This window comes from Stenotrophomonas sp. CC22-02 (assembly GCF_004365115.1).
In the GTDB taxonomy this organism is placed as follows: Bacteria; Pseudomonadota; Gammaproteobacteria; order Xanthomonadales; family Xanthomonadaceae; genus Stenotrophomonas; species Stenotrophomonas forensis.
This window is the reverse complement of sequence record NZ_SOCO01000001.1, coordinates 635,526-657,486: the sequence shown is the minus strand read 5'-3', so window position 1 is coordinate 657,486 and position 21,961 is coordinate 635,526. Positions and strand designations below refer to the sequence as shown.

At 67.1% G+C, this 21,961-nt stretch carries 14 protein-coding genes; 4 read left to right on the top strand and 10 right to left on the bottom strand.

All coding sequences use genetic code 11. The features are described 5' to 3' along the window. Positions 1 to 86 precede the first annotated feature (86 nt). From N440_RS03145 to N440_RS03135, 3 genes are read right to left on the bottom strand one after another with little or no spacing between them, the layout of a single operon-like run. A complete protein-coding gene (locus N440_RS03145; protein WP_133934051.1) occupies positions 87 to 1,802 on the bottom strand; it encodes an alpha-amylase family glycosyl hydrolase in 1,716 nt (571 codons plus the stop codon). After that, positions 1,802 to 3,289, bottom strand: a complete 1,488-nt coding sequence (locus N440_RS03140; protein ID WP_133934050.1) for an MFS transporter — start codon at positions 3,287 to 3,289, stop codon at positions 1,802 to 1,804. Before N440_RS03140 ends, N440_RS03145 begins: the two co-directional genes overlap by 1 nt. Beyond that, positions 3,286 to 5,484 (bottom strand): Six-hairpin glycosidase-like protein, encoded by a 2,199-nt coding sequence (locus tag N440_RS03135; protein ID WP_133934049.1) that lies wholly within the window; start codon positions 5,482 to 5,484, stop codon positions 3,286 to 3,288. Before N440_RS03135 ends, N440_RS03140 begins: the two co-directional genes overlap by 4 nt. A gap of 237 nt (positions 5,485 to 5,721) precedes the next feature. On the opposite strand from N440_RS03135, the gene N440_RS03130 reads away from it, so the two are divergent. Together N440_RS03130 and N440_RS03125 are read left to right on the top strand one after the other, a co-directional pair. Next, positions 5,722 to 7,773, top strand: a complete 2,052-nt coding sequence (locus tag N440_RS03130) for a glycoside hydrolase family 97 protein (RefSeq protein ID WP_133934048.1) — start codon at positions 5,722 to 5,724, stop codon at positions 7,771 to 7,773. A 251-nt stretch (positions 7,774 to 8,024) separates the two neighbouring features. Then, complete coding sequence (locus N440_RS03125; RefSeq protein WP_133934047.1) at positions 8,025 to 10,793, top strand: TonB-dependent receptor; 2,769 nt, start codon at positions 8,025 to 8,027, stop codon at positions 10,791 to 10,793. Positions 10,794 to 10,890: 97 nt separating this feature from the next. On the opposite strand, the gene N440_RS20310 is transcribed toward N440_RS03125, so the two are convergent. From N440_RS20310 to N440_RS03115, 3 genes are all read right to left on the bottom strand, one after another. Continuing rightward, a complete protein-coding gene (locus N440_RS20310; RefSeq protein WP_166671533.1) occupies positions 10,891 to 11,037 on the bottom strand; it encodes a hypothetical protein in 147 nt (48 codons plus the stop codon). An 18-nt stretch (positions 11,038 to 11,055) separates the two neighbouring features. Beyond that, positions 11,056 to 11,859: a hypothetical protein gene (locus tag N440_RS20410; RefSeq protein ID WP_243831279.1), complete on the bottom strand. Its 804-nt coding sequence runs from the start codon at positions 11,857 to 11,859 to the stop codon at positions 11,056 to 11,058. Between the two features lie 155 nt (positions 11,860 to 12,014). After that, complete coding sequence (locus N440_RS03115; RefSeq protein WP_133934046.1) at positions 12,015 to 13,628, bottom strand: alpha-glucosidase; 1,614 nt, start codon at positions 13,626 to 13,628, stop codon at positions 12,015 to 12,017. 214 nt (positions 13,629 to 13,842) lie between these two features. Between N440_RS03115 and N440_RS03110 the strand changes: the two genes are divergently transcribed. Further along, positions 13,843 to 14,841 carry a polyprenyl synthetase family protein gene (locus N440_RS03110; protein ID WP_008266913.1) on the top strand — a complete coding sequence of 333 codons (999 nt, stop codon included), beginning with the start codon at positions 13,843 to 13,845 and terminating at the stop codon, positions 14,839 to 14,841. A 111-nt stretch (positions 14,842 to 14,952) separates the two neighbouring features. On the opposite strand, the gene N440_RS03105 is transcribed toward N440_RS03110, so the two are convergent. After that, on the bottom strand, positions 14,953 to 15,738 hold the full coding sequence (locus tag N440_RS03105) for a dienelactone hydrolase family protein (RefSeq protein WP_133934045.1): 786 nt from the start codon (positions 15,736 to 15,738) through the stop codon (positions 14,953 to 14,955). Positions 15,739 to 15,870: 132 nt separating this feature from the next. Here N440_RS03105 and N440_RS03100 point away from each other — a divergent pair, with 132 nt between their 5' ends. After that, the gene (locus N440_RS03100) at positions 15,871 to 16,464 is read left to right on the top strand and encodes an SMI1/KNR4 family protein (RefSeq protein WP_133934044.1); all 594 of its coding nucleotides are present in this window, start codon (positions 15,871 to 15,873) and stop codon (positions 16,462 to 16,464) included. 60 nt (positions 16,465 to 16,524) lie between these two features. Here the strand turns inward: N440_RS03100 and murD are convergent, their stop codons facing one another. From murD to N440_RS03085, 3 genes are all read right to left on the bottom strand, one after another. Continuing rightward, positions 16,525 to 17,934: a UDP-N-acetylmuramoyl-L-alanine--D-glutamate ligase gene (gene murD / locus N440_RS03095; protein ID WP_133934043.1), complete on the bottom strand. Its 1,410-nt coding sequence runs from the start codon at positions 17,932 to 17,934 to the stop codon at positions 16,525 to 16,527. Further along, on the bottom strand, positions 17,915 to 19,267 hold the full coding sequence (murL, locus tag N440_RS03090; protein WP_133934042.1) for a UDP-N-acetyl-alpha-D-muramoyl-L-alanyl-L-glutamate epimerase: 1,353 nt from the start codon (positions 19,265 to 19,267) through the stop codon (positions 17,915 to 17,917). Before murL ends, murD begins: the two co-directional genes overlap by 20 nt. Before the next feature lie 76 nt (positions 19,268 to 19,343). Beyond that, on the bottom strand, positions 19,344 to 21,938 hold the full coding sequence (locus tag N440_RS03085; protein ID WP_133934041.1) for a bifunctional aspartate kinase/diaminopimelate decarboxylase: 2,595 nt from the start codon (positions 21,936 to 21,938) through the stop codon (positions 19,344 to 19,346). Positions 21,939 to 21,961 lie beyond the last annotated feature (23 nt).

Sequence of the window (21,961 nt, the reverse complement as noted above, 5' to 3'; positions counted from 1 at the left end):
TGCTCGAAAGGCGTGCCAACCAAGGTTGGCACCCACCAGAGCGGTAGGCGGGTGCCAGGAATCCGGGGGCCGGCCAGCGGCCGGCACTACCGCCCCAGCCGCTGGTCCCGTGCCCGTTGGTCGGCCATCGCCTTGTCCAGCTCGGCCTGCAGCGCCGGCTGCTGTACGGCGGCCTCCAGCACATACACCTTCACCCCGTGCGCCGGCACTTCCACCGTCAGCGCACCCTTCACCTTCAGCTCGCCGCCGTCCAGCGCATCGCGCCAGCGCCCGGCCTGAACGAAGCGCGTCACGCTGAAAGCCTTGGCCCGGTCGCCCTTGTTCAGCAGCACCAGCGCGGTCTGCGCCACGTCGCCGTGCTGCAGCACGCGGAAGAATACCGCCTCGTCACCCAGCAGACGCTCGTTGACCTGCAGGCCGCGCTGCAGTGCCGGGGTGGCCTCACGCAGTCGGGCGATGCGCTGCAGCGGCGCGAAGATCGGGCTCTGCGGCGCGGCATCCACGCGCGGCTGGCCGAAGTAGGCACGGTTGCCGGCGTGCTCGGCGCGGCCGCGCATGAAGCCGGTTTCCGAGCCGTAATAGACCACCGGGATGCCGCGTGCGGTGAACAGCCAGTTATGCGCGTCGATGAAGCCGTTGTCGCTGGCCTGCAGGCGCGGCATGTCGTGGTTGTCGTAGAAGCTCATCAGCTCGTACGGGTTGGCATACGGCCCGCCAGTCAGGTGCAGCGGCTCGGCCAGGGTCTCAAAGCCCTTTCCTGCAGTGCCGAAGGTCTGCTCCAGGGCACCGCGCAACGGGAAGTCGAGCACGCTCACATTGGCGTTGGCCGGCCAGGTGTGCTCGGCGATGCTGGCCGCGTTGTAGTCGAAGGCCTCGCCGAACATGAACATGCCCGGGTGCTCGGCGCGGATGCGTTTGACGAAGGCATGCCACCACGGATGCGGCAGCCAGCCGATGGTGTCGATGCGCAGCGCGTCCACGCCCTGCGCGGTCCACTGCAGGTAGGCGCCGACCAGGTAGTCCATCACCGCCGGATTGTCCTGGTTGAAGTCGGACAGTTCGGCGAGGTTGCCGTCAAAGATCGAACCGTCCTTGCTGTCGACCGGACCGATGCTGTTGTAGAACGCGTGCAGCGGATTGTGCTTCGGGTCCAGCTTCTGCGGCGGCAGGTTCTGGTGGTCGGCGATCAGCTTTCCATCCTTGTCGAAGATCTGGCCAAACTGCGGCTGCCGCGTCGGCATGGTCCAGGCCGGCGAGCCATGGTTGCCGACGATGTCCAGCACCACCTTCAGGCCGGCGCCGTGCAGGCCCCTGGTCAGCCCGGCGAAATCCAGGTCCTTGCTGGGGAGGTGCTCATCGAGCTTGTAGAAGTTGATGCCCCAGTAGCCGTGGTAGCCGGTCTTGCCACGGTCGGTCAGCGTGCTGGTGCAGCTGATCGGCTTGCTGCCGGTGAAGGCTTCATCGGGGTTGTCGACGATCGGTGTGATCCACACCGCGCCGAAGCCGAGGTTGCGGATGTACTGCGCATTGTCGAGCACGCCACGGAAATCACCGCCGAGATAGCCGATGTTGCCGTCCACCTTGTCCGGGCACGGCACCGGGATATCGAAGGTACGATGCGTGCCGCCCTGGTCGCGATGATCGTTGGATGGGTCGCCGTTGACGAAGCGGTCAGTCACCACGAAGTACACCGCATCGCTGGCGAACGGCTCGGTGGTACCCACGTAATCCGGACGCGGCGCAGCCGCCGCATGGCCGGCCAGCAGCACCAGGGAAACAGCAACAGACAGCGCACCACGCATCACACCACCTCCGGACGGGACGGGACCCGCAGCACGCACAGGCCGGCGACGAACAGGCTGCAGCCACCCAGCACCAGCACATGCATTGGCTGGCCACCCAGCCAGGTACGCAGGGCAAAGCCAAGCGCACTGGCCGCGACCAGCTGCGGGATCACGATGAAGAAATTGAAGATGCCCATGTACACGCCCATCTTCGACGCGGGAACGCTGTCGGACAGCAGCGCATACGGCAGCGACAGGATCGATGCCCAGGCGAAGCCGACGCAGACCATCGACAGCAGCAGCCAGTGCGGATCGCGGATGAACATCAGCGAGACCAGCCCGGCACCGCCCAGCCACAGATTGACCAGGTGGCTCCAGCGCAGGCCGATCATCCGCACCATCGGCGGGATCAGTACCGCAGCCAGTGCGGCGAAACCGTTGTAGGCACCAAACAGCACGCCCACCCAGTTGGCGCCTTCGTTGTAGGCCACCGACTGCGGATCGGTCGAACCGAAGTGGGTACCGGCCACCGCGGCGGTGGTGTAGATCCACATTGCGAACAACGCGAACCACGAGAAGAACTGCACCCACGCCAGGCGACGCATGGTCACCGGCATCGCGCGCAGGTCGCCGACGATGGCCGCCAGCATGTGCGTGCCTGGCAATGCGCGCGTCAGTGCCAGCAGCAGTCCGTAGCCGGCGCACAGGCCGGCCAGCACGTACAGCATCCTGTCGCCCTGGCGCCAGGCAATCAGCAGCGCAAGCAGCACGCCGATTCCCAGCCACAGGGCCACCTGGCCCCACGGTGCGGGCCCGATGACTGCGGTGCCGGCATGGTGCGCCGGTGGCTCGGCATCCTCGAAACCGGCCAGCTCCGCGGGCGAGTACTCACGGGTGCTGACCACCGTCCAGGTGATCGCCGCCAGCAGCACCACCGCACCAAAGTAGAACGCATAGCGCACCGTATCCGGTACCTCGCCCGCAGCAGCGGTGTTGGCCACGCCGAAGTGGGCCAGGAGGAACGGCAGGAAGCTGGCCACGATGGCGCCGACGCCGATGAAGAAACTCTGCATCGCGTAGCCGGCTGGACGCTGGCGCGGCGCCAGCTGGTCACCGACGAAGGCGCGGAACGGTTCCATCGACACATTGATCGAGGCGTCCAGCACCCACAGCGTACCGGCGGCGATCCACAGCGTCGGCGAATTCGGCATCACCAGCAGCGCCAGCGTGGTCAGCACCGCACCGATCATGAAGAACGGACGGCGGCGGCCCCAGCGCGTCCAGGTGCGGTCGGACAGGTAGCCGATCACCGGCTGCACCAGCAGACCGGTCAGCGGCGCGGCGATCCACAGCCCCGGTACCGCGTCCATGTCCGCGCCCAGGGTCTCGAAGATGCGGCTGGCATTGGCATTCTGCAGCGCGAACCCGAACTGGATGCCGAGGAAGCCGAAACACATGTTCCAGATCTGCCAGAACGACAACTGTGGCTTGGCAGGACGGTTCATCGTGTGTCCTCTTCCGTTGCGACCTGGGCGACCTTCAGCGCCTTCACCTGGGCCTGGTTGAGCACGCCCTCGCGGCCGCCCTTGCCCCCGGTGTAGTGCGCGAAGTGCTGCAGCGCGCTCATGTTGAAGCCCTCTTCAAGCGTGACCATGCACTGCCCCTTGGGCACCGTGAACGTTGCCGAGGTCGAATCCTGTACGGCCACGCTGTGTGGCAGCGCGACCGTATGCCGCTGCTGGGCAATGCCCGGGCATTGCAGCACCAGCTGCTTCACCGCCGCGGTGACGCCGGTGTTGATCGGCCCGTTCGGGTTGCTGTACTGCAGGCGCAGGCGCACCTGCCCGGCGCTGGCCGAAGTGAACTGCCAGCGCTGCTCGCCCTCCAACAGCTGCTGCGGACCGACGCAGACCGTCGGGCCGTGCAGTGATTCCAATGTGCCTTCGCGCCGGGTCAGGCTGAGGCAATGTTGCAGGCCATCGTCGCTGACGCGCACCTGGCCATTGCTGGTAGCGACCTGCTTGCCGTCCATCCACAGCCGCTGATCGGCCGCCACCGGCACGATCCAGCCGGCGCCGGCGCGCGTGGCCTGCGGTGCGGGCGGCGTGGCGGGCGCACGGGCATTGGCATCGGCGGTCATGCCATCGGTCCTGGCCACGGCCGTAGCCGGTGCGGCCAGCAGCTGCACCGTGGTCGTGTTGCCGTGGGTCTGCGTGCTGCCGGCTACCAGCAGGCCAGTGCCCAGTGTTGCCGGGCGCTCCAGCACATAGCGCTTGCCGCCGGTTTCCAGGCTGATGCGACGCTGCGTGCCGAACAACTCCGGCACCAGCACCGCCGGCAGCTTGGGCTGCACGCGGCCATCGTCCTGCACGCCGAACACGCCCTCGATCACCATCGACAGGTACCCCGCCACCGACCACAGCTGGCGCTCGGAGTTGACCACCGGCCCACTGAGCGTGCCTTCATCGACATGCACGGCCTGGCTGACCAGTTCGTAGTTCTCCATGTTGGAACCGGCCAGCGCCGCGCCCCGCATCAGCGAACGGATCTCGGCGGCAATGCGTGGCGCATCGTCCAGCTGGCGCGCGGCACGCAGCGAGTAGGCGCTGACGAACGGCCAGATCGCGCGGTTGTGATAGATCGGCTGCTGCGCCTCCTGCGGCCACACCACCGGGCTGCCGGCCGGCCCCATCGGGTACGCCGCCAGCGCGCGGCGCGCGCGCCCGGCCGGCAATACGTCGGCGAGGATGCCCAGCGACAGGCCGAGCAGATCGGCCTTGGCATACTGCACCGGGTGCGCAGCTTCGCCGATGTAGCTCATGTACTGGCCGATATCCTCGCGCCAGAAGCGCGCATCGATCTGCTTTGCCAACGCATCGGCCCACGCCCTGTAGTCGGACGCACGCGCATCGCCGCGCTGGCCAGCCAGGCGCTCGGCCAGGCGCAACGCCTGGTAGTGCAGCACGTTGGTGGACAGTGCGTACGAATCACCGATGAAGCGCACGTCCTCGCGCGTCCAGTCCGGATAGGTCTGCTCGCGCCAATCGAGGAACGAAGTCTCGCCACGGTACAGGCCCATCTGCGCGTCGAACACCATCGCGCGGTCCTGCGCCAGCGTGCCCTGCAGCGCCTGCCAGACCTGGTCGGCAAACGCGGGATCGTCCAGCAGGTGGCGTGCGGCCAGGAACCACACCACGCGGTCGCTGCTGATCGGCCAGCTGCCGCCGGACCCGGTGTCCTGCGCGACGAACAGGCCGGGCGTATGCCCATCGCGCGCGGCCGACAGCTTGAACTGCAGCGATTGCCGGGTGCGCTTCGGGTCCAGCCGTGCCAACGCCAGGTCGGCGGCGAAGCTGACATCGCGGGTCCACACATAGGGCCAGCGCGCGCCGGTCTGGAAGCACTCGCAGGGCACCGGTCGGCCCTCGTCGAATGCGGGATCGCGGATCGCACCCACGCGATCCTGGTCCATCTCCTGCTGGGCCAGCGCGAACAGTGCATCGAACATCACGCTGCCGGTCTGGCTGCGCATCGGTGCGACTGCGATCTGCACTGCGCCGTTCGGCGCATGCAGCACGAAGCTGCCGCTGGCAGCGGCTTCGGCGCGCGCCTGGCGGCCGTCGAATTGCAGGTCGGCCGCCTGCGCGGTCGAACCCAGCGCTGCCCCCAGGGCAGCGGTCAGGCAAATGATCTTCAGCATCGAAGCGGCGGACCGGCTTGCGCCCATCGGCCTCCCTCCCTCTCTGCACGCGTTGTAGGTCCGCACCGCAGTTGCCAGCGGGCGGGCGCGGCGCCTCCCTCAAGGTGCCTTGGCCCCATGGTAGACGCGGGGCTGTCGGCTGCGTCCGGCTGCATACGTATTCATGGCGTCGTGCGGTAGCGCACCCGTCGCACTGGCTTATGGTCCGGGTCTGCCAACGGCGCCTTGGGAGGGGAAATGCCGATGTCACCCACTGCTGTACGCGCGGTGTTCGCGCACGTGCTCGGGCTGGTCCTGCTGGGCCTGGCCGCGCTCGCAAGCGCCGCGCCGCAGGTCGTCAGCGTCGAATCGCCGGGCAAGGTGCTCAAGGCCAGCCTGGTGCTGGACGGCGGCACCGCCCGCTACCGCGTCGAGCGCTTCGGCGAGACCGTGGTGGAGGATTCCAGGCTCGGCTTCGCCCTGCGCGACGGCCGCCTGGACCGTGATTTCACCGTGCTCGGCCAGCAGCGGCGCAGCGTCGATGACCGCTGGGAGCAGCCGTGGGGCGAACGCCGGTTCACCCGCAACCACTTCAACGAGCTGACCGTGCAGCTGGCCGAGACCAGCGGCAGCAAGCGCCGGCTGGATGTGGTGTTCCGCGTCTACGATGATGGCCTGGGCTTCCGCTACGTGTTCCCCGAACAGCCGAACCTGCGCGAGGCGATCATCGATGACGAGTTGACCGAGTTCGCCATTGCGCAGGAATCGACTGCCTGGTGGATTCCCGCTGGCGAACCGATCCACTACGAATACCTGTACCAGCGCACGCCACTGAATCAGGTGCCGCTGGTGCATACGCCGATGACCCTGCGCAGCCGCGATGGCCTGCACGTAGCGATCCACGAGGCCGCGCTGGTGGACTACGCCGGCATGTGGCTGCGCCGCACCGAGGGCCAGCGCCTGCGCGCGCAGCTTTCGCCGTCGGCCGAGGGCTGGAAGGTACGCCGTGCCCTGCCCTTTGCCACGCCGTGGCGCACGCTGCAGGTCGCTGACCGTGCAGGCGGGCTGGTTGAGTCTGATCTGATCCTCAACCTCAACGAACCCAATGCGCTGGGTGATGTCAGTTGGGTGAAGCCAGCCAAGTACCTCGGCGTGTGGTGGTCGATGCACCTGGACAACGAGAGCTGGGCGACCGGCCCGAAGCATGCGGCCACCACCGCCAAGACGAAGAAGGTGATCGACTTCGCCGCTGCGCATGGCTTCCGGGGCGTTCTGGTGGAAGGCTGGAATCCCGGCTGGGATGGCAACTGGGTCGGCAACGGCTACGACTTCGACTTCACCCGCGCCACGCCGGACTTCGATATCGAGGCGCTCTCGGCTTACGGCCTGAAGAAGGGGGTACACCTGATCGGGCACCACGAAACCGGCTGTGCCATCGAACACTACGAAGACCAGCTGGATGCCGCGCTGGACCTGTACGCACGGCTGGGCGTGGACCAGTTCAAGACCGGTTACGTCTGCGATGACGGCCAGGTTGACCGTCGCAATCCGAGCGGCGGCCCGCTGTGGCGTGAGTGGCACGACGGGCAGTTCATGGCCCGCCACCACCTGAAGGTGGTGCAGGAGGCGGCGCGCCGGCACCTGTCGGTGAACCCGCATGAGCCGATCAAGGACACCGGCCTGCGCCGCACCTACCCGAACTGGATCTCGCGCGAAGGCGCGCGCGGCATGGAGTACAACGCCTGGGGCCAGCCGCCGAACCCGCCCGAGCACGAGGTCAACCTGGTGTTCACCCGCATGCTGGCTGGGCCGATGGACTACACCCCCGGCATTCTCAGCCTGAAGGGCCGCCACGGCCAGGCCATCCCCAGCACGCTGGCGCGGCAGCTGGCGCTGTACGTGGTGCTGTACAGCCCGATCCAGATGGCCGCCGACCTGCCCGAGCACTACCTGCAGCACCGCGAGGCGTTCCGCTTCATCGAGGACGTGGCGGTGGACTGGGAACAGAGCCGCGTGCTTGATGGCGAAGTGGGCGACTACGTGACGATCGTGCGCCGCGACCGCAACAGCCGCGACTGGTTCCTCGGCAGCATCACCGACGAGCACGGCCGCGTGCTGCCGGTGTCGCTGGGATTCCTTGAGCCAGGCGTGCGCTACCGCGCCGAGATCTACCGCGATGGCGGGGGCGCCGACTTCCGCGCCAATCCGTTCGCGTTCGTGCGCGAAACCCGCGAGGTGACCAGCGCCGATGCCCTGACGTTGGTGCTGGCGCCGGGAGGTGGACAGGCCATCCGCTTCACTCCGCTTTGAATGCCCCGGTAGTGCCGGCCGCTGGCCGGCAACCCGATGAACGTGATTGCCGGCCAGCGGCCGGCACTACCGCAAGTGCTGTCTGAAAGCGATTACACCCCTGCAAACGCCATTGAATACGTATGCAGGGTGATTCCCGCGAAGAACGCGCTGCCTACCATAGCGGCGACGACAGCGGCCACCGCGTCGCACGTCCACGGTCACTCCGGGACGTTCACGAATCGATCTGCAACATTGCCTGGGAGGGGAAAATGTTGAACCACAAGCGCAGTGCGCTGAGTCTCGCGCTGGCCGTTGTGCTGGCGCCGACGCTGGCGTCGGCACAGTCCACGCAGAGCACCACCACGCCGGCCGGCACCGCCGCCACCAACCTGGATACGGTGCAGGTCACCGGCATCCGCCGTGGCATCGAGAACGCGATCGCGGTCAAGCAGGACGCCACCTCGGTGGTCGAAGCGATCTCCGCCGAAGACATCGGCAAGCTGCCCGACGTCAGCATCGCCGAATCCATTTCGCGCCTGCCCGGCCTGGCCGCCCAGCGCGTGGCCGGCCGTGCGCAGGTGATCAGCGTGCGTGGCCTGTCACCGGACTTCGCCACCACCCTGCTCAACGGCCGTGAAGTGGTCAGCACCGGCGACAACCGCGGCGTCGAGTTCGACCAGTACCCGTCCGAACTGGTCAACGGCGTGACCGTGTACAAGACCCCGGATTCCGCACTGGTCGGCCAGGGCCTGTCGGGCACCATCGACATGCAGACCGCACGCCCGCTCAGCTTCGGCGAACGCGTGATCGCGGTCAGTGGCCGCTACCAGAAGAGCTCTCTGGGCCGCGCCGCCAACGTTGATCCCTACGGCAACCGCTTCAGCGCCAGCTACATCGACCAGTTCCTGGACAAGACCCTGGGCATCGCCATCGGCTACGCGCACAGCGACATGCCGATCCAGGAAAACCAGGTCGGTTTGTACGAGCCGTGGACCACCGAACACACCGACAAGGGCGAGCGGCGCGGAATCGCGCCGGGCACCTACTTCACCGATGGCATCAAGGCGCTGCGCCGCACCGGCAACAACAAGCGCGATGGCGTGATGGCCACCATCCAGTTCCGGCCGAACAACAGCTGGACCAGCACCTTCGATGCGTTCCACACCGAAGCCGAGCAGATCGATACCGCCAACCAGTTCGAGCTGAGCCTCAGCGGCAACGGCGAGGACAGCAACAACCCCAATGCGGTCCTGCCGGTATTCAGCAATGTCGGCCGCAACGCCGATGGCAGCTTCACCGGCGGCACGATCAACAATGCGTACCCGCTGGTGCGCGGCATGTACAACAAGCGCAAGGACAAGATCGATGCGTTCGGCTGGAACAACGAGTTCAACGTTGGTGGCGTGAAGCTGGTTGCCGACCTGAACTACTCCAAGGCCACCCGCCGCGAGATCAACCTGGAGAACAACCTGCAGCTGGTGCCGCGACCGCAGTTCGACACGATCGGTGTCGTCGTGAACAGCGATGGTTACTCGCAGATCAGGCCGGGCCGGGACTACTCCAACCCGGAGAGCCTGTTCCTGACCAACACCATCTATGGTTCCGGCTACGGCAAGGTGCCGGAGGTGGAGGACCGCCTGAAGGGCGCCAAGCTGGCGGCGACGTTGCCGGTTCCCGAGGCCATGTCCAGCTGGTTCTCCGATGTGGACGTGGGCGTGAACTACGCCGACCGTCGCAAGCAGAAGGCGCAGGCCGAAGGCAACATCCTGCTCGGTGCGCAAGGCGAATCCACCATCGCCCCGGACCTGCAGTATCGCCCGGTCAATCTCGGCTTCGCCGGCATCGGCTACATCCCATCGTGGAATGTGCCGGCTGCGGTAGGGCGCTACATGACCTTCAACCCGGTCGACAATCTGGACTACCTGATTCCCAAGTCCTGGACGGTCGAGGAGAAGATCACCACTGCGTGGGCGCGCCTGAACATCAACACCGATATCGGCGTGGTCGGGGTGCGCGGCAACGTTGGCGTGCAGATGCAGCACACCGACCAGAGCTCGGATTCACGCTACTGGGACAGCTCGCAGCCAGCGGGCAGCAACATCCAGCCGTTCTCCGCAGGGAGGACCTACAAGGATTGGCTGCCGAGCTTGAACCTGGTCTTCATGTTCCCGCACCAGCAGACGCTGCGCTTCGCCGCTGCCAAGCAGGTGGCACGCCCGCGCGTGGACCAGATGCGCGCCGGCCTGGAGTTCGGCGTGGATACCAACAATGGCCGCCCCGGCGGCAGTGGCGGCAACCCGCTGCTGGACCCCTGGCGTGCCACCGCACTGGACCTGTCCTACGAGAAGTACTTCGGCGAGAAGGCCTACGTGGCTGCGGCCATTTTCTACAAGGACCTGAAGAGCTACGTCTACACCCAGTCGGTGGACAACTACGACTTCAGTGGGCTGCTTGGCAACTACGTACCACCGCCGGGCATGACCGCGCCGGTACAGACTGTCGGCACGTTCTCGACCCCGCAGAATGGCAAGGGCGGCACGTTGAAGGGCCTCGAACTGACCGCGTCGTTCCCGCTGGACATGCTGACCGACAGCCTGCGCGGCTTCGGCGTGCAGGCCAGCGCGACGTTCAACAAGAGCGACATCACCATTCTGGATCCGGAGAGTGCGTCCAGCGTGGGCACCGATCCGATCAGCCTGCCGGGCCTGTCCAAGCGCGTGTACAACTTCACCGCCTACTACGAGCGCAGTGGCTTTGAAGCACGCGTGAGCCAGCGCCGCCGTTCGGACTTCATCGGTGAAATCGGCAACTTCAACGGCAACCGCACCCTGCGCTACGTGGTGGGCGAGAACGTGACCGATGCGCAGGTGAGCTATACCTTCAGCGACAGCAGCGCCCTGCGTGGCCTGACCCTGCTGCTGCAGGGCAGCAACCTGACCAACGAGCCGTACCGCACCTATGCCGGCAGCAAGGACCGCCCGCTGGAGTACATCGAGTGGGGCCGCACCTACATGCTGGGCGTGAACTACAAGTTCTGATCTGGACAAGGTAGTGCCGGCCGCTGGCCGGCAACACAAGGGGAGCAGGACCGGAAACCCGCTGCGCAGGCAGCGGGTTTCCTTTTGTGCAGACGCTTCATGCTGCTTCGCAGGAGACCAGCACGGCGCAGCTGATCGCGATGACCAGCATCAGCGCCAGCAGGATCCACCCACTGGATCGGCCAAGGGCGTGGCCAACAGGGTTCAGCGCAACGGAGATGATCTGGCCCAGCAGTTCCCACATGGCAGAACCGGTCCCTGCTCAGAACTCACCCGATGCCAGTTCGATGAACGAACGCTGGCGACTGGCGGCGGTGATGACGCAGGAGCGATAGACCCGATGCCCGGAGACACCCGTGACATAAGCAACGATCTGGACTGACATCTGGGCGACACAGGACCAGCCAGGCACCCATCCCACCGGCTTGGGCACGAGGCTGAAAGCAGCAGAGCAGTCCATGATGTGTTTGGTTGCCTCACCAAGAACGTGCCCCACCTCGGTGTTCATGTTCCAACCTGATGCCAGTTCGGCAGACCAGATCGCGGCTGCCACCGACCTCATGGCGGCCTGCTCTTCCACGCCTGGCAATGCCAGGATCGATGCAGGGGCGCGCTCTTCCAACGGACGCTCGGTGGAACGCGAATGGCCAGGAGGCAGCTCAAATCGCTTCGCCCAGATCAGCAGCACGCGTTGCTGAAGCTCACCGGACGTCGAGAAATAGCGTACCCGCTTGTCTTCAGCGTTGTAGTAAGCCGCGTGCAGGGTGCCATCGGGGTAGACCACGACCGCCGCAGCATGATGCCCGGGGAACCCCAACCGCCACCCATCAAGCAGCAACCCTCCATCTTTCAGCAGCACCGGCACCGCCGACTCATCGAAATTGCGCCGGAACGCGCCGTATTCCGGTCCGAGCAACTGCTTCAGGCCGGGCACCACATCGGAGCCCTCAAAGGCATCCTCCAGCGCGGGGCCCACGGTCACGATGGGCGTGGCGCAGGCAGGGTGGGCGACAGACAGCGCCACGGCCAGCGCCAACAGGCGCACCAGGGAAGTGAAGATACGCATCGGAGTTCCGCCGTGCAGGGAGGGCAATCAGTGTTTCTGCCTGCCCCGCCCGGCGCCATGCCAGAAGTTGGAAAGTCGTCGCCACCGGTGGTCCACAAAAAAGGGACGGGGCGCTTCGGCCCCGTCCCCGCAAGTACCGCCACCGGAGAAAACGGTCAGCTGCGTCGGGCGCAATACACCGCACGCGGCGGCAGCTGGAGTTCATTGCCCTGCACCGTGCCCGCATCCGGGCCCGGCACCGCCACCTGCTGCCAGTTGCCCGGCGGCAGCGGATGGCTCACCGTCTCGGCCGACAGGTTGAAGGCCAGCAGGAGGGTTTCATCTGCAAGCATACGCTCGAACAGCAGCACTGGCTCGGCACTTTCGATGAATCGGATGCTGCCGTGCAGGAGCGCCGGCTGGCCACGCCGCCAGGCCAGGAAGGCCCGGAACGCCGCCAGCACCGAGTGCGGGTCGCGCTCCTGCACCGCCACCGCCGCGGCGCGGTGCTCGGCCGGGATCGGCAGCCAGGGCTTGCCAGAAGTGAAACCGGCCAGAGGCGCATCAGTCCAGGGCAGCGGGGTGCGGCAGCCATCACGGCCCTTGAAGTTCGGCCAGAAGGTAATGCCGTAGGGGTCCTGCAGGGCCTCGAACGGCACCTCGGCCTCGGCCAGGCCCAGCTCCTCGCCCTGGTACAGGCAGACCGAGCCACGCAGCGAGCACAGCATCGCCACCAGCATCCGCGCCAGGCGCGGGTCGGCCGGATGGCCGCCCCAGCGGCTGACCGCCCGTTCCACGTCGTGATTCGAAACCGCCCAGCACGGCCAGCCTTCGGTCATCGCCGCTTCCAGGCGCGAGACCGTGTCGCGGATGTAGGCCGCGCTGTAGTCGTCCACCAGCAGCTCGAAGCTGTAACCCATGTGCAGGCGCCCGTCACGGGTGTACTCGGCGGTGGTGGCCAGCGAGTCCTCCGAGGAGATCTCGCCGAGGCTGACTGCCCCCGGGTACGCGTCCAGCAGCGCGCGCAGGCGTTCCAGGAACGGCAGGTTCTCCGGCTGGGTGTTGTTGAAGTAGTGGTACTGGTAGGCGTACGGGTTGTCCGGGCTGAAGCCGCGGCCCACCCGCTTGTCGGCCGGCTTGGGCGGATTGTCGCGCAGCTGCGCATCGTGGAAGCAGAAATTGATCGCATCCAGGCGGAAGCCATCCACGCCGCGGTCCAGCCAGAAGCGCACGTTGTCCAGGGTCGCCTGCTGCACGTCCGGGTGATGGAAGTTCAGGTCCGGCTGGTCGACCAGGAAGTTGTGCAGGTAGTACTGCTCGCGGCGCGGCTCCCACTGCCAGGCGCCGCCGCCGAACAGCGACAGCCAGTTGTTGGGCGGCGTGCCATCCTCGCGCGGGTCGGCCCAGACGTACCAGTCCGCCTTGGGGTTGCTGCGGTCCTGGCGGCTCTCGCGGAACCAGGCGTGCTCGATCGAGGTGTGGCTCAGCACCTGGTCGATCATCACCTTCAGGCCCAGGCCATGGGCCTTGGCCAGCAGGCGGTCGAAGTCGTCCAGGCGGCCGAACAGCGGATCGACGTCGCGGTAGTCGGCGATGTCATAGCCGAAATCGGCCATCGGCGACTTGAAGAACGGCGAGATCCAGATCGCATCCACGCCCAGCGTGGCGATGTGGTCCAGCCGCTCGATGATGCCCGGCAGGTCGCCGACCCCATCGCCGTTGGCATCGAGGTAGCTGCGCGGGTAGATCTGGTAGATGACGGCTCCGCGCCACCATGGATAGTGCGACATCGACAGCCCCCCTCCGGGCATGCGTGACCCGCCGGAAGCGGGCCGAAATCCTGTTCCGGCAAGCTTAGCGGTGGCCTCCACGGCATGGCGCAACCTGCATACGTATTCACGCAGGCAGCCGGCCGGGCCGGCCCAGGCCTGCCGTCCGCCCCGGTTTGCGCCCGAATTCACAGCCAGCGCCTATAATCGGCGGTGAGCCTGAAAGCCTGATCGCATGACCATCACCGAAGACACCCGTCCCGCCCTGGGCCTGCCCCAGATCCAGTCGCTTGCCGCGGCCGACATGGCCGCCGTCGACGCCCTGATCCGGCGCCGCCTGTCCTCGGACGTCGTGCTGATCAACCAGATCGCCGACCACATCATTTCCGCCGGTGGCAAACGCCTGCGCCCGATGCTGGTGATGCTGGCCGGCCACGCGGTCGGCCACGCCGGCCCGGACCACCACCAGCTGGCGGCGATCATCGAGTTCATCCACACCTCCACCCTGCTGCATGACGACGTGGTGGACGAATCCAACCTGCGCCGCGGCCGCAGCACCGCCAACGCGCTGTGGGGCAACGCGCCGAGCGTGCTGGTCGGTGACTTCCTGTACTCGCGCAGCTTCCAGCTGATGGTCGAACTGGAACGCATGCCGGTGATGCAGATCCTGGCCGATGCCACCAACCGCATTGCCGAGGGTGAAGTGCTGCAGCTGCTGCACGTGCACAACCCGGATACCGACGAAACCGCCTACCTGCGCGTGATCGAGCGCAAGACCGCGGTGCTGTTCGCCGCCGGCACCCGCCTGGGTGCGCTGGCCAGCGGTGTGGACGAGGCGACCCAGCAGGCCCTGTTCGACTACGGCATGCACCTGGGCTACGCGTTCCAGATCGCCGACGACGTGCTGGACTACTCGGCCAACGCCGACGAGCTGGGCAAGAACCTCGGTGATGACCTGGCCGAAGGCAAGGCGACGCTGCCGCTGATCCATGCGATGGCCCACTCCGACGACGCCACCCGCGAGCGCCTGCGCGCGATCGTGCAGGACGGCGATGCCTCGGCGATGCCGGAAGTTCTGGCTGCGATCCGCGCCACCGGTGGCCTGGAGTACAGCCGCCGTCGCGCCGAGGAATACGCTGAAGCCGCCGAGCGCGCGCTGGACGGCCTGGCCGACAACGATGCGGTTGCCGCACTGCGCGGCCTGGCCCGTTACGCGGTGCAGCGCTCGCATTGATGCAGGCGTGCCGACCAACGGTCGGCACCTACCGCCGCTGTGGGTGGGTGCCGACCGTTGGTCGGCACGGAAACATCGGTGGGTGCCGACCGTTGGCCGGCACGCCTTTCTTTACAGGAAACGCTCCTCGAAGAACTCATCCAGCGCCTTCCACGCCCGCTTTGCCGCCCGTTCGTTGTACTGGCAGCCCGGCGGGCTGTTGGCATCGCGCTCGGCGAAGCAGTGCACCGCCCCGCTGTAGTTGGTGAACTCCCAATCGACCTTGGCCGCGGTCATCTCTTTCTGGAAGCCGGCAATGTCCTCGGTGGTCACGCTCTTGTCGTCGGCGCCGTTGAGCACCAGCACCGAGGGATGGCTGCCACCGGCTTGCGCCGGCAGCGGCGAACCCAGCCCACCGTGCAGGCTGACCACACCGGCCAGCGGCGCCCCGGCACGGGCCAGCTCCAGCACCGTGGTGCCCCCGAAACAGAATCCGACCGCGCCGATCCGGCTGGCATCCAGCGGCACCTTGCCGGCCTGTGCCTTGAGCACGTTCACCGCCTCCAGCGCGCGGGCGCGCAGCAACGGCCGGTCATTGCGCAGCTTGGTCGCCACCGGCCCGGCCTCGGCATCGGTCTTCGGCCGCACGCCCTTGCCGTACACATCGGCCACCAGCACCACATAGTCATCGCCGGCCAGCTGCTTGGCCTTCTCGACCGCCGATTCGTTCACGCCTTTCCAGTTCGGCACCATCACCAGGCCCGGACGCTTATCGTGCCCGCCATCGTCATAGACCAGCACACCACTGAAGGTCGTGCCCTGGTGCTTCCATTCCACCGGCTGCGTCTTCATCGCCGCCCACGCCGGCATCGCCGCCAGCCCCAGCATCACCGCCACACCGCATCGCCAACGATTCATGCGCCTGCTCCGCAAAAAAGGGGACGGAGGGGATTAAGCCGTATTCGCCCCTGCCACGTCGCATTCTGCATTGGCGACGTGACGCAGGTGTGGTTGGATACGACTTAATCCCCTCCGTCCCCTTTTTTCTGCATGAACCTTGCTGATCGCTTTCTGTCCGGACTGATCCCGCGCCTGCCCGCCGATGATGTCCCCCAGTGGGCCCATGTCCACGGCGCCCACGCCGACGACCTGCAGCGCCTGCGCGCGCAATGGCCACAGGTGCCGGACAGCCTGGTCGCGCTGCTGTCGCGCGTGGATGGCACCCACTTCCGCGACTACCCCGGCGGCGAGGTCTGTGTACTGATGCTCGGCTCGGACGTGGAAGACGGCGGCTATCCGTACTACCTGCGCTCGGTCGCACAGATCTTCGAAGACCAGCAGCAGTGGGACGACAGCATCCGTTCGATCTACGAGGAATGGCTGGATGATGAGCCGGAAATCCTCGGCGACGGCATCGATGCCGACCTGCCGATGAATCGCCGCCTGTGCTTCTCGCACTGCATGAACAACGGCGGCACCTCGATGCTGTACCTGGATTTCGATCCCGCGCCACGTGGCTGCGTGGGCCAGGTAGTGCGCTACCTGCATGACCCGGACAGCTACGCCGTGATCGCGCCCAGCTTCGATGCGTACCTGCAGCAGCTGATCGACGGCGACTACGCGTTCATCGAAGACGAACAGTAGATCCACGCCATGCGTGGATGAATTTCCCAGTGGGTTGCCGGCCAGCGGCCGGCACTACCTTCAAGCGATGCCCAGGCCCGGAATCGCGCTGATGGTGTCCGGATCGAAGCCGGCCAGTTCGGCGAAATGGCGGCCACGCGCCACGTAATCGCGGTAGGCACCGAAGCTCGGTGCGCCCGGAGACAGCAGCACCACGCCGCCCTGCTCGCCCAGCGCCGCGCGTGCCAGCGCCATCGCCTCCGGCAGATCAGCGGCGGCGTGCAGGCCGAAGCGGCCGGCATCGGCCAGCGGTTGCAGCATCGCGTGGATGCGCGGGCCATTGCTGCCCATGGTCACGATTTCCACCGGCGGCACGTCATGCGCCATGTGCTGCATGAAATCGGTCCAGTCCAGGCCACGGTCGTGCCCGCCCACCAGCAGCGCGATGCGCTGGCCGGCAAAGCATTCCAGCGCCGCCAGGCTGGCATGCGGCGTGGTGCTGATCGAATCGTTGACGTAGGTCAGGCCATCGGCCACACCGATGCGCTGCAGGCGGTTCGGCAGTGGGCGGAAATCCTGCACCGCCGGTGCCAGCGCCACCGCATCCAGGCCCAACGCTTCCAGCGCGGCCAGCACCGCGCACAGGTTGCCGCGGTTGTGCCGGCCCGGCAGTGGCGTGTTGCGGGTATCGAACACGGGCTGTTCGCCGCGATGCACGACATCGCCGCGCATGTGCCAGCCCTGCGGCTGGTTGAACCAGACCACCTCGCTGTCGGGCAGCGACAGCGCGGCCAGGTGCGGATCGGCGGCATTGAGCACGGCAATGCGCGGCGCGGCTTCGGTGACCAGCCGCAGCTTGTCTTCGATGTAACGCTGCTCGCTGCCGTGCCAGTCCAGATGCTCCGGGAACAGGTTCAGCACCACCGCCACCTGCGGATGCGCGCCACTGCGCGCCACTTCGCCGGTCTGGTAGCTGGACAGCTCGACAGCCCAGTACTCGGGCGCCGGTTGCGGATCCAGCACTTCCAGCAGCGGCAGGCCGATGTTGCCGACCAGGCCGGTGCGATGCCCGGCCGCACGCAGCAGGTGCGCGACCAGCGCGGTGGTGGTGCTCTTGCCCTTGGTGCCGGTCACGCACACGGTGTCGTGCACGATGCCGTCGTCGGCCGCGTGTTCGGCAAACCACAGCGCGGTGCCGCCGATGAAAGACGTGCCCTGCTCCGCCGCTGCCAGCGCGATCGGCTGGTAAGGGCTGATGCCGGGCGACTTGATCACCACATCGAACGCTGCCAGCGCTTCCGCCGAGGGCTCACCCCGCACCTCCAGCGCGCCCTGCGTTTCCGCATGCGCCGCGTCGACTTCGCCTGCCGGGCAGAACAGGCTCAGCGGCAGCGACGGCAGGCGCTCACGCAGCACGGCGAACGCCGCACGGCCCTCACGACCCCAGCCCCACAGCGCAACGCGCTTTCCTTCAAGCTTCGAAATCTTCACGCACCCGTTCCCACAGCGCAGCCGGGACACGATGCTCGCCCTGCAGCTGCAGCAGCGGCGCCAGTTCCAGTTCGGCGGCGTCCAGCTGCGGCTGGATCTCGTTGCAGAAGCGCTTCACCAGCACGTCTTCCTTCCATTCCGGGCGCTGCGCCAGCGTCGCCATCGCCGCACGCGATTCGCGGCCTTCGCCCACGCACTCGAACGGCTTGTGGTCCTGGAATTCCAGCAGCGCGTCGAAGCCACCGGCCTGCTCGGCATCATCCAGCAGGTTGCGGCCGAAGATGCGCACCAGGCGCGTCTTGGGCATGAACGGGGCCAGCGCCAGGAACACGAAGTGGCACTTCGGGCAGACGCCGCACCAGCGGTTCACCGGGCGCTCGCCGAGGATGTGGAAGTTGCGGTTGCAGCTGGAGAAGTGCGCGTCGTAGAAATCGGTCTTGGCGAACTGGCGGGCCACCGCCAGCTCCGACATCGGGCGCAGCAGCGAGTAGTAATGCAGGTCCGCGGCGACGTGCGCCTGCACATGGTTGCCGAACGCCAGCTCGAATGCCCAGCCCTTGGACCACTGGTGGTTCACTTCACCGGTGCCCGGAATCTGGCTGCCGTAGCTGGCCGAGCGTTCGTTGGAGAACACCACCTGGTCCACGCCCTGCAGCAGCGCGGCCAGCACCATGATCGCCGAGTTCACCGCCGTGACCGGGATATGACCGTTCCAGGCGCCCTGGCGGTTGAGTTCGAACAATTCCGGCGCCAGCGCGCGGCCCAGGTTCAGCGTCGGCAGGCCGGTACGCTCGGCACAGGCGCGGATCAGCTGCGAGCCCCCGATCCAGGTCACCGTCTCGTCCACGCCGGCACGGCGCAGCGCTTCGATGCTGACCAGCGAATCCTTGCCGCCACCGATCGCCACCAGCGCGTGCGGCTGCAGGCCCAGTGCCGGCGCCTGCACCGCTTCGCCCTGTACCGGCAGGCGGAAACGCCCGCGCAGGTTCAGGCCGTTGCGGTAGGCGAATTCGCCCAGGCCGTTGAGGTAGACCGTCTCCACCAGCGCCGCGGTATCGGCATCGATGGCGTAGCTGTCGATGCTGACCGTCTCCGGCACACCCGCCTTGTAGTAGCTGACACCGGCAATCAGGTGCAGCAGCTGCAGGGCACGCTGCACGGCAGCGGCACGCGCCTCGTCCAGCACGAACGGCGCGCCGGGCACGGTGATGGTTTCCACCATCTCCGGGCCGTCATCGAAGGCGTAGACCAGCCTGGCCACGCCGGTCTCCGCAGCGAATTCGCAGCGGACGAAGCGGAAGCGGGAAACCTGGTGTTTGTCGAAAGCAGTCATGGTGTATCCGGTCAGGCACGGGCCCGCGCGATGGCGCGGGGCGTGTCGGTGGGCGGGTGCAGTGCGCGGGTGGCGATCATTCGATCACGTCTTCGCGCGGCATCGCCCGCTGGTTGTAGGTGTTGGACATCACATAGCCGTAGGCACCGGCATCGGCGATCAGCATCACATCGTCCGGTGCGGTCGATACCGGCAGCTTGCGGCGCTTGCCGAACACATCGCTGGATTCGCAGATCGGGCCGACCACATCGAACGCGGCCTCGGCATAGCCGCCCTGGCGGCTGAGATTCTCGATGTCGTGCCAGGCGTCGTACAGCGCCGGGCGCATCAGGGTGTTCATGCCGGCGTCCAGGCCGACGCGGCGCACGCCGTCCTTCTCCACCACCTGGGTGGCATGGGTCAGCAGCACACCCGATTCGGCCACCAGATAGCGGCCCGGCTCGATCGCCAGGCGGAATGCCGGATGCAACGCCTTGACCTCGGCCAGGCCCTCGGCCCAGGCATCCAGATCGAACGGCTCGTCTTCGTCGCTGTACGGAATGGGCAGGCCGCCGCCGATGTCGATGGTCTGCACGCTGCCGATGCGGCGGGCGAAACCGGCCAGCTCATCGCACATCAGGCGCCAGTGCTGCGCGGTCTCCACGCCGCTGCCCAGGTGCGCATGCAGGCCGACCACGCGGCTGCCCAACTCGGTGGCCGCGCGCACGAACTCGTCGACGCGGGCGATCGGCAGGCCGAACTTGGAGTCCTTGCCGCCGGTGCGGACCTTGGCATGGTGGCCTTCGCCACGGCCGAGATCGACGCGCAGCCACAGCTCGCGGTTGCGGAACAGGTCCGGCCAGCGCTGCAGTGCTTCGACGTTGTCGACGGTGACGGTCACACCCAGCGCAAACGCGGCTTCGTACTCGCTGCGCGGGCAGAAGCTGGGGGTGAACAGCACGCGCTTGGGCGACAGCTCCGGCAGGTGCTGGAACACGTGCTTCAGCTCGCCGTGCGAGACGCATTCCAGGCCGAAACCTTCCGCCTCCAGCAGCTGCAGGATGGCCGGGTGGCTGTTGGCCTTGATCGCGTAGTAGCGCTGGTCGATCGGCTTGATCGCGGCCAGCGCGCGGGCACGCGCGCGCACGGTCGGCAGGTGGTAGACGTAGCGCGGCGTACCGGCGTCGGCCAGCTGCAGCAGGTGCGCACGCTGGCCCCGCCACCACGGCGTGCCACGCGGGCGCACGGTGCCGGCGATCTCGCGCCAGCGCGGGCCGAACACTTCGGTCTCTTCCACCGGCATCGCGCCGCTGTCGATCAGCTCGGCATGCAGGATCGGCAGCAGGCCATCGGCATCGGCTTCGTCGATGACGAAGGTCAGGTTCAGGTCGTTGGACGACTGCGAGATCATGTGCACACGCTCGCGGCCGAAGGTGGCCCACACGTCCGACAGCTTGTGCAGCAGCGAGCGCATACCGCGACCAACCAGCGTGATCGCCGCGCACGGCACGATCACCTTCACCTTGCAGATCTGCGACAGGTCGGCCGACAGCGCGGCCAGCACATCGGTGTTGACCAGGTTCTCGGACGGGTCCAGCGACACGGTGACGTTGGTCTCGGCCGAACCGATCAGGTCCACCGACAGGCCATGCTTCTTGAACAGGTTGAACACATCGGCCAGGAAGCCGACCTGCTGCCACATGCCGATGCCTTCCATCGACACCAGCACGATGCCGTTGCGGCGGCTGATCGCCTTCACGCCCGGGACCGGTGCAGCGCTGCCATCGATGCTGGTGCCCGGCAGCTGCGGGCGCTCGGTATCGAGGATGGCCATCGGCACGCCGGCGTCACGGCACGGCTTGATCGAGCGCGGGTGCAGCACCTTGGCACCGGTGGTGGCGATTTCCTGCGCTTCGTAATAATCCAGCCGGGTCAGCAGGCGCGCGTCCGGCACGTCCTTGGGGTTGGCGCTGAACATGCCCGGCACGTCGGTCCAGATCTCCACGCGGCTGGCGCCGAGCAGCGCGCCGAAGTACGCCGCCGAGGTATCCGATCCACCACGACCGAGGATGGCGGTGCCGCCATCGGCATGCCGCGAGATGAAGCCCTGGGTGATCAGCAGGCGGGTCGGCTGCGCGCGGAAGCGCTGCATCCAGTCTGCGTCCGCGCGCCACTGGCAGTTCACCGACAGCCGCTGCGACCAGTCGCTCTGGTTCGGCTGCGGCGGCATCGCATCCAGCCATTGGCGGGCATCCATCCAGCCCATGTCCAGGCCGGAGGCGTGCAGATAGGCCGCGCCCAGCGTGGAGGACAGCAGCTCGCCCTGGCCCAGCACGTCGGCCTGCCAGTCCAGCGGGCGGGTGGCCGCACGCGGGTCATCCAGCAGGGCCTGCAGCGCGGCGAGGCGCTCGGCCAGCACCGCGCGGCCCAGGCCCAGCTCGGCCAGGAAACCCTCGTGGCGCTCGACCAGCGCCGCCACGCGATCGCGGCTGTCCGGCGCACCGTCGGCGATCGCGGTCAGTTCGTTGGTGACCCCGGACAGCGCCGAGACCACCACCAGCACGCGCGAACCGGTCTCTTCCGCACGTTTTTTCGCCAGCTTCCCGATCGTGTCCCAGCGGTGGCGACGCGACACCGAGGTGCCGCCGAACTTCAGTACGATCCAACGATCGACAAGGGGGGAAGCTGACATGGATAGGCTATGTGTAATGTGGG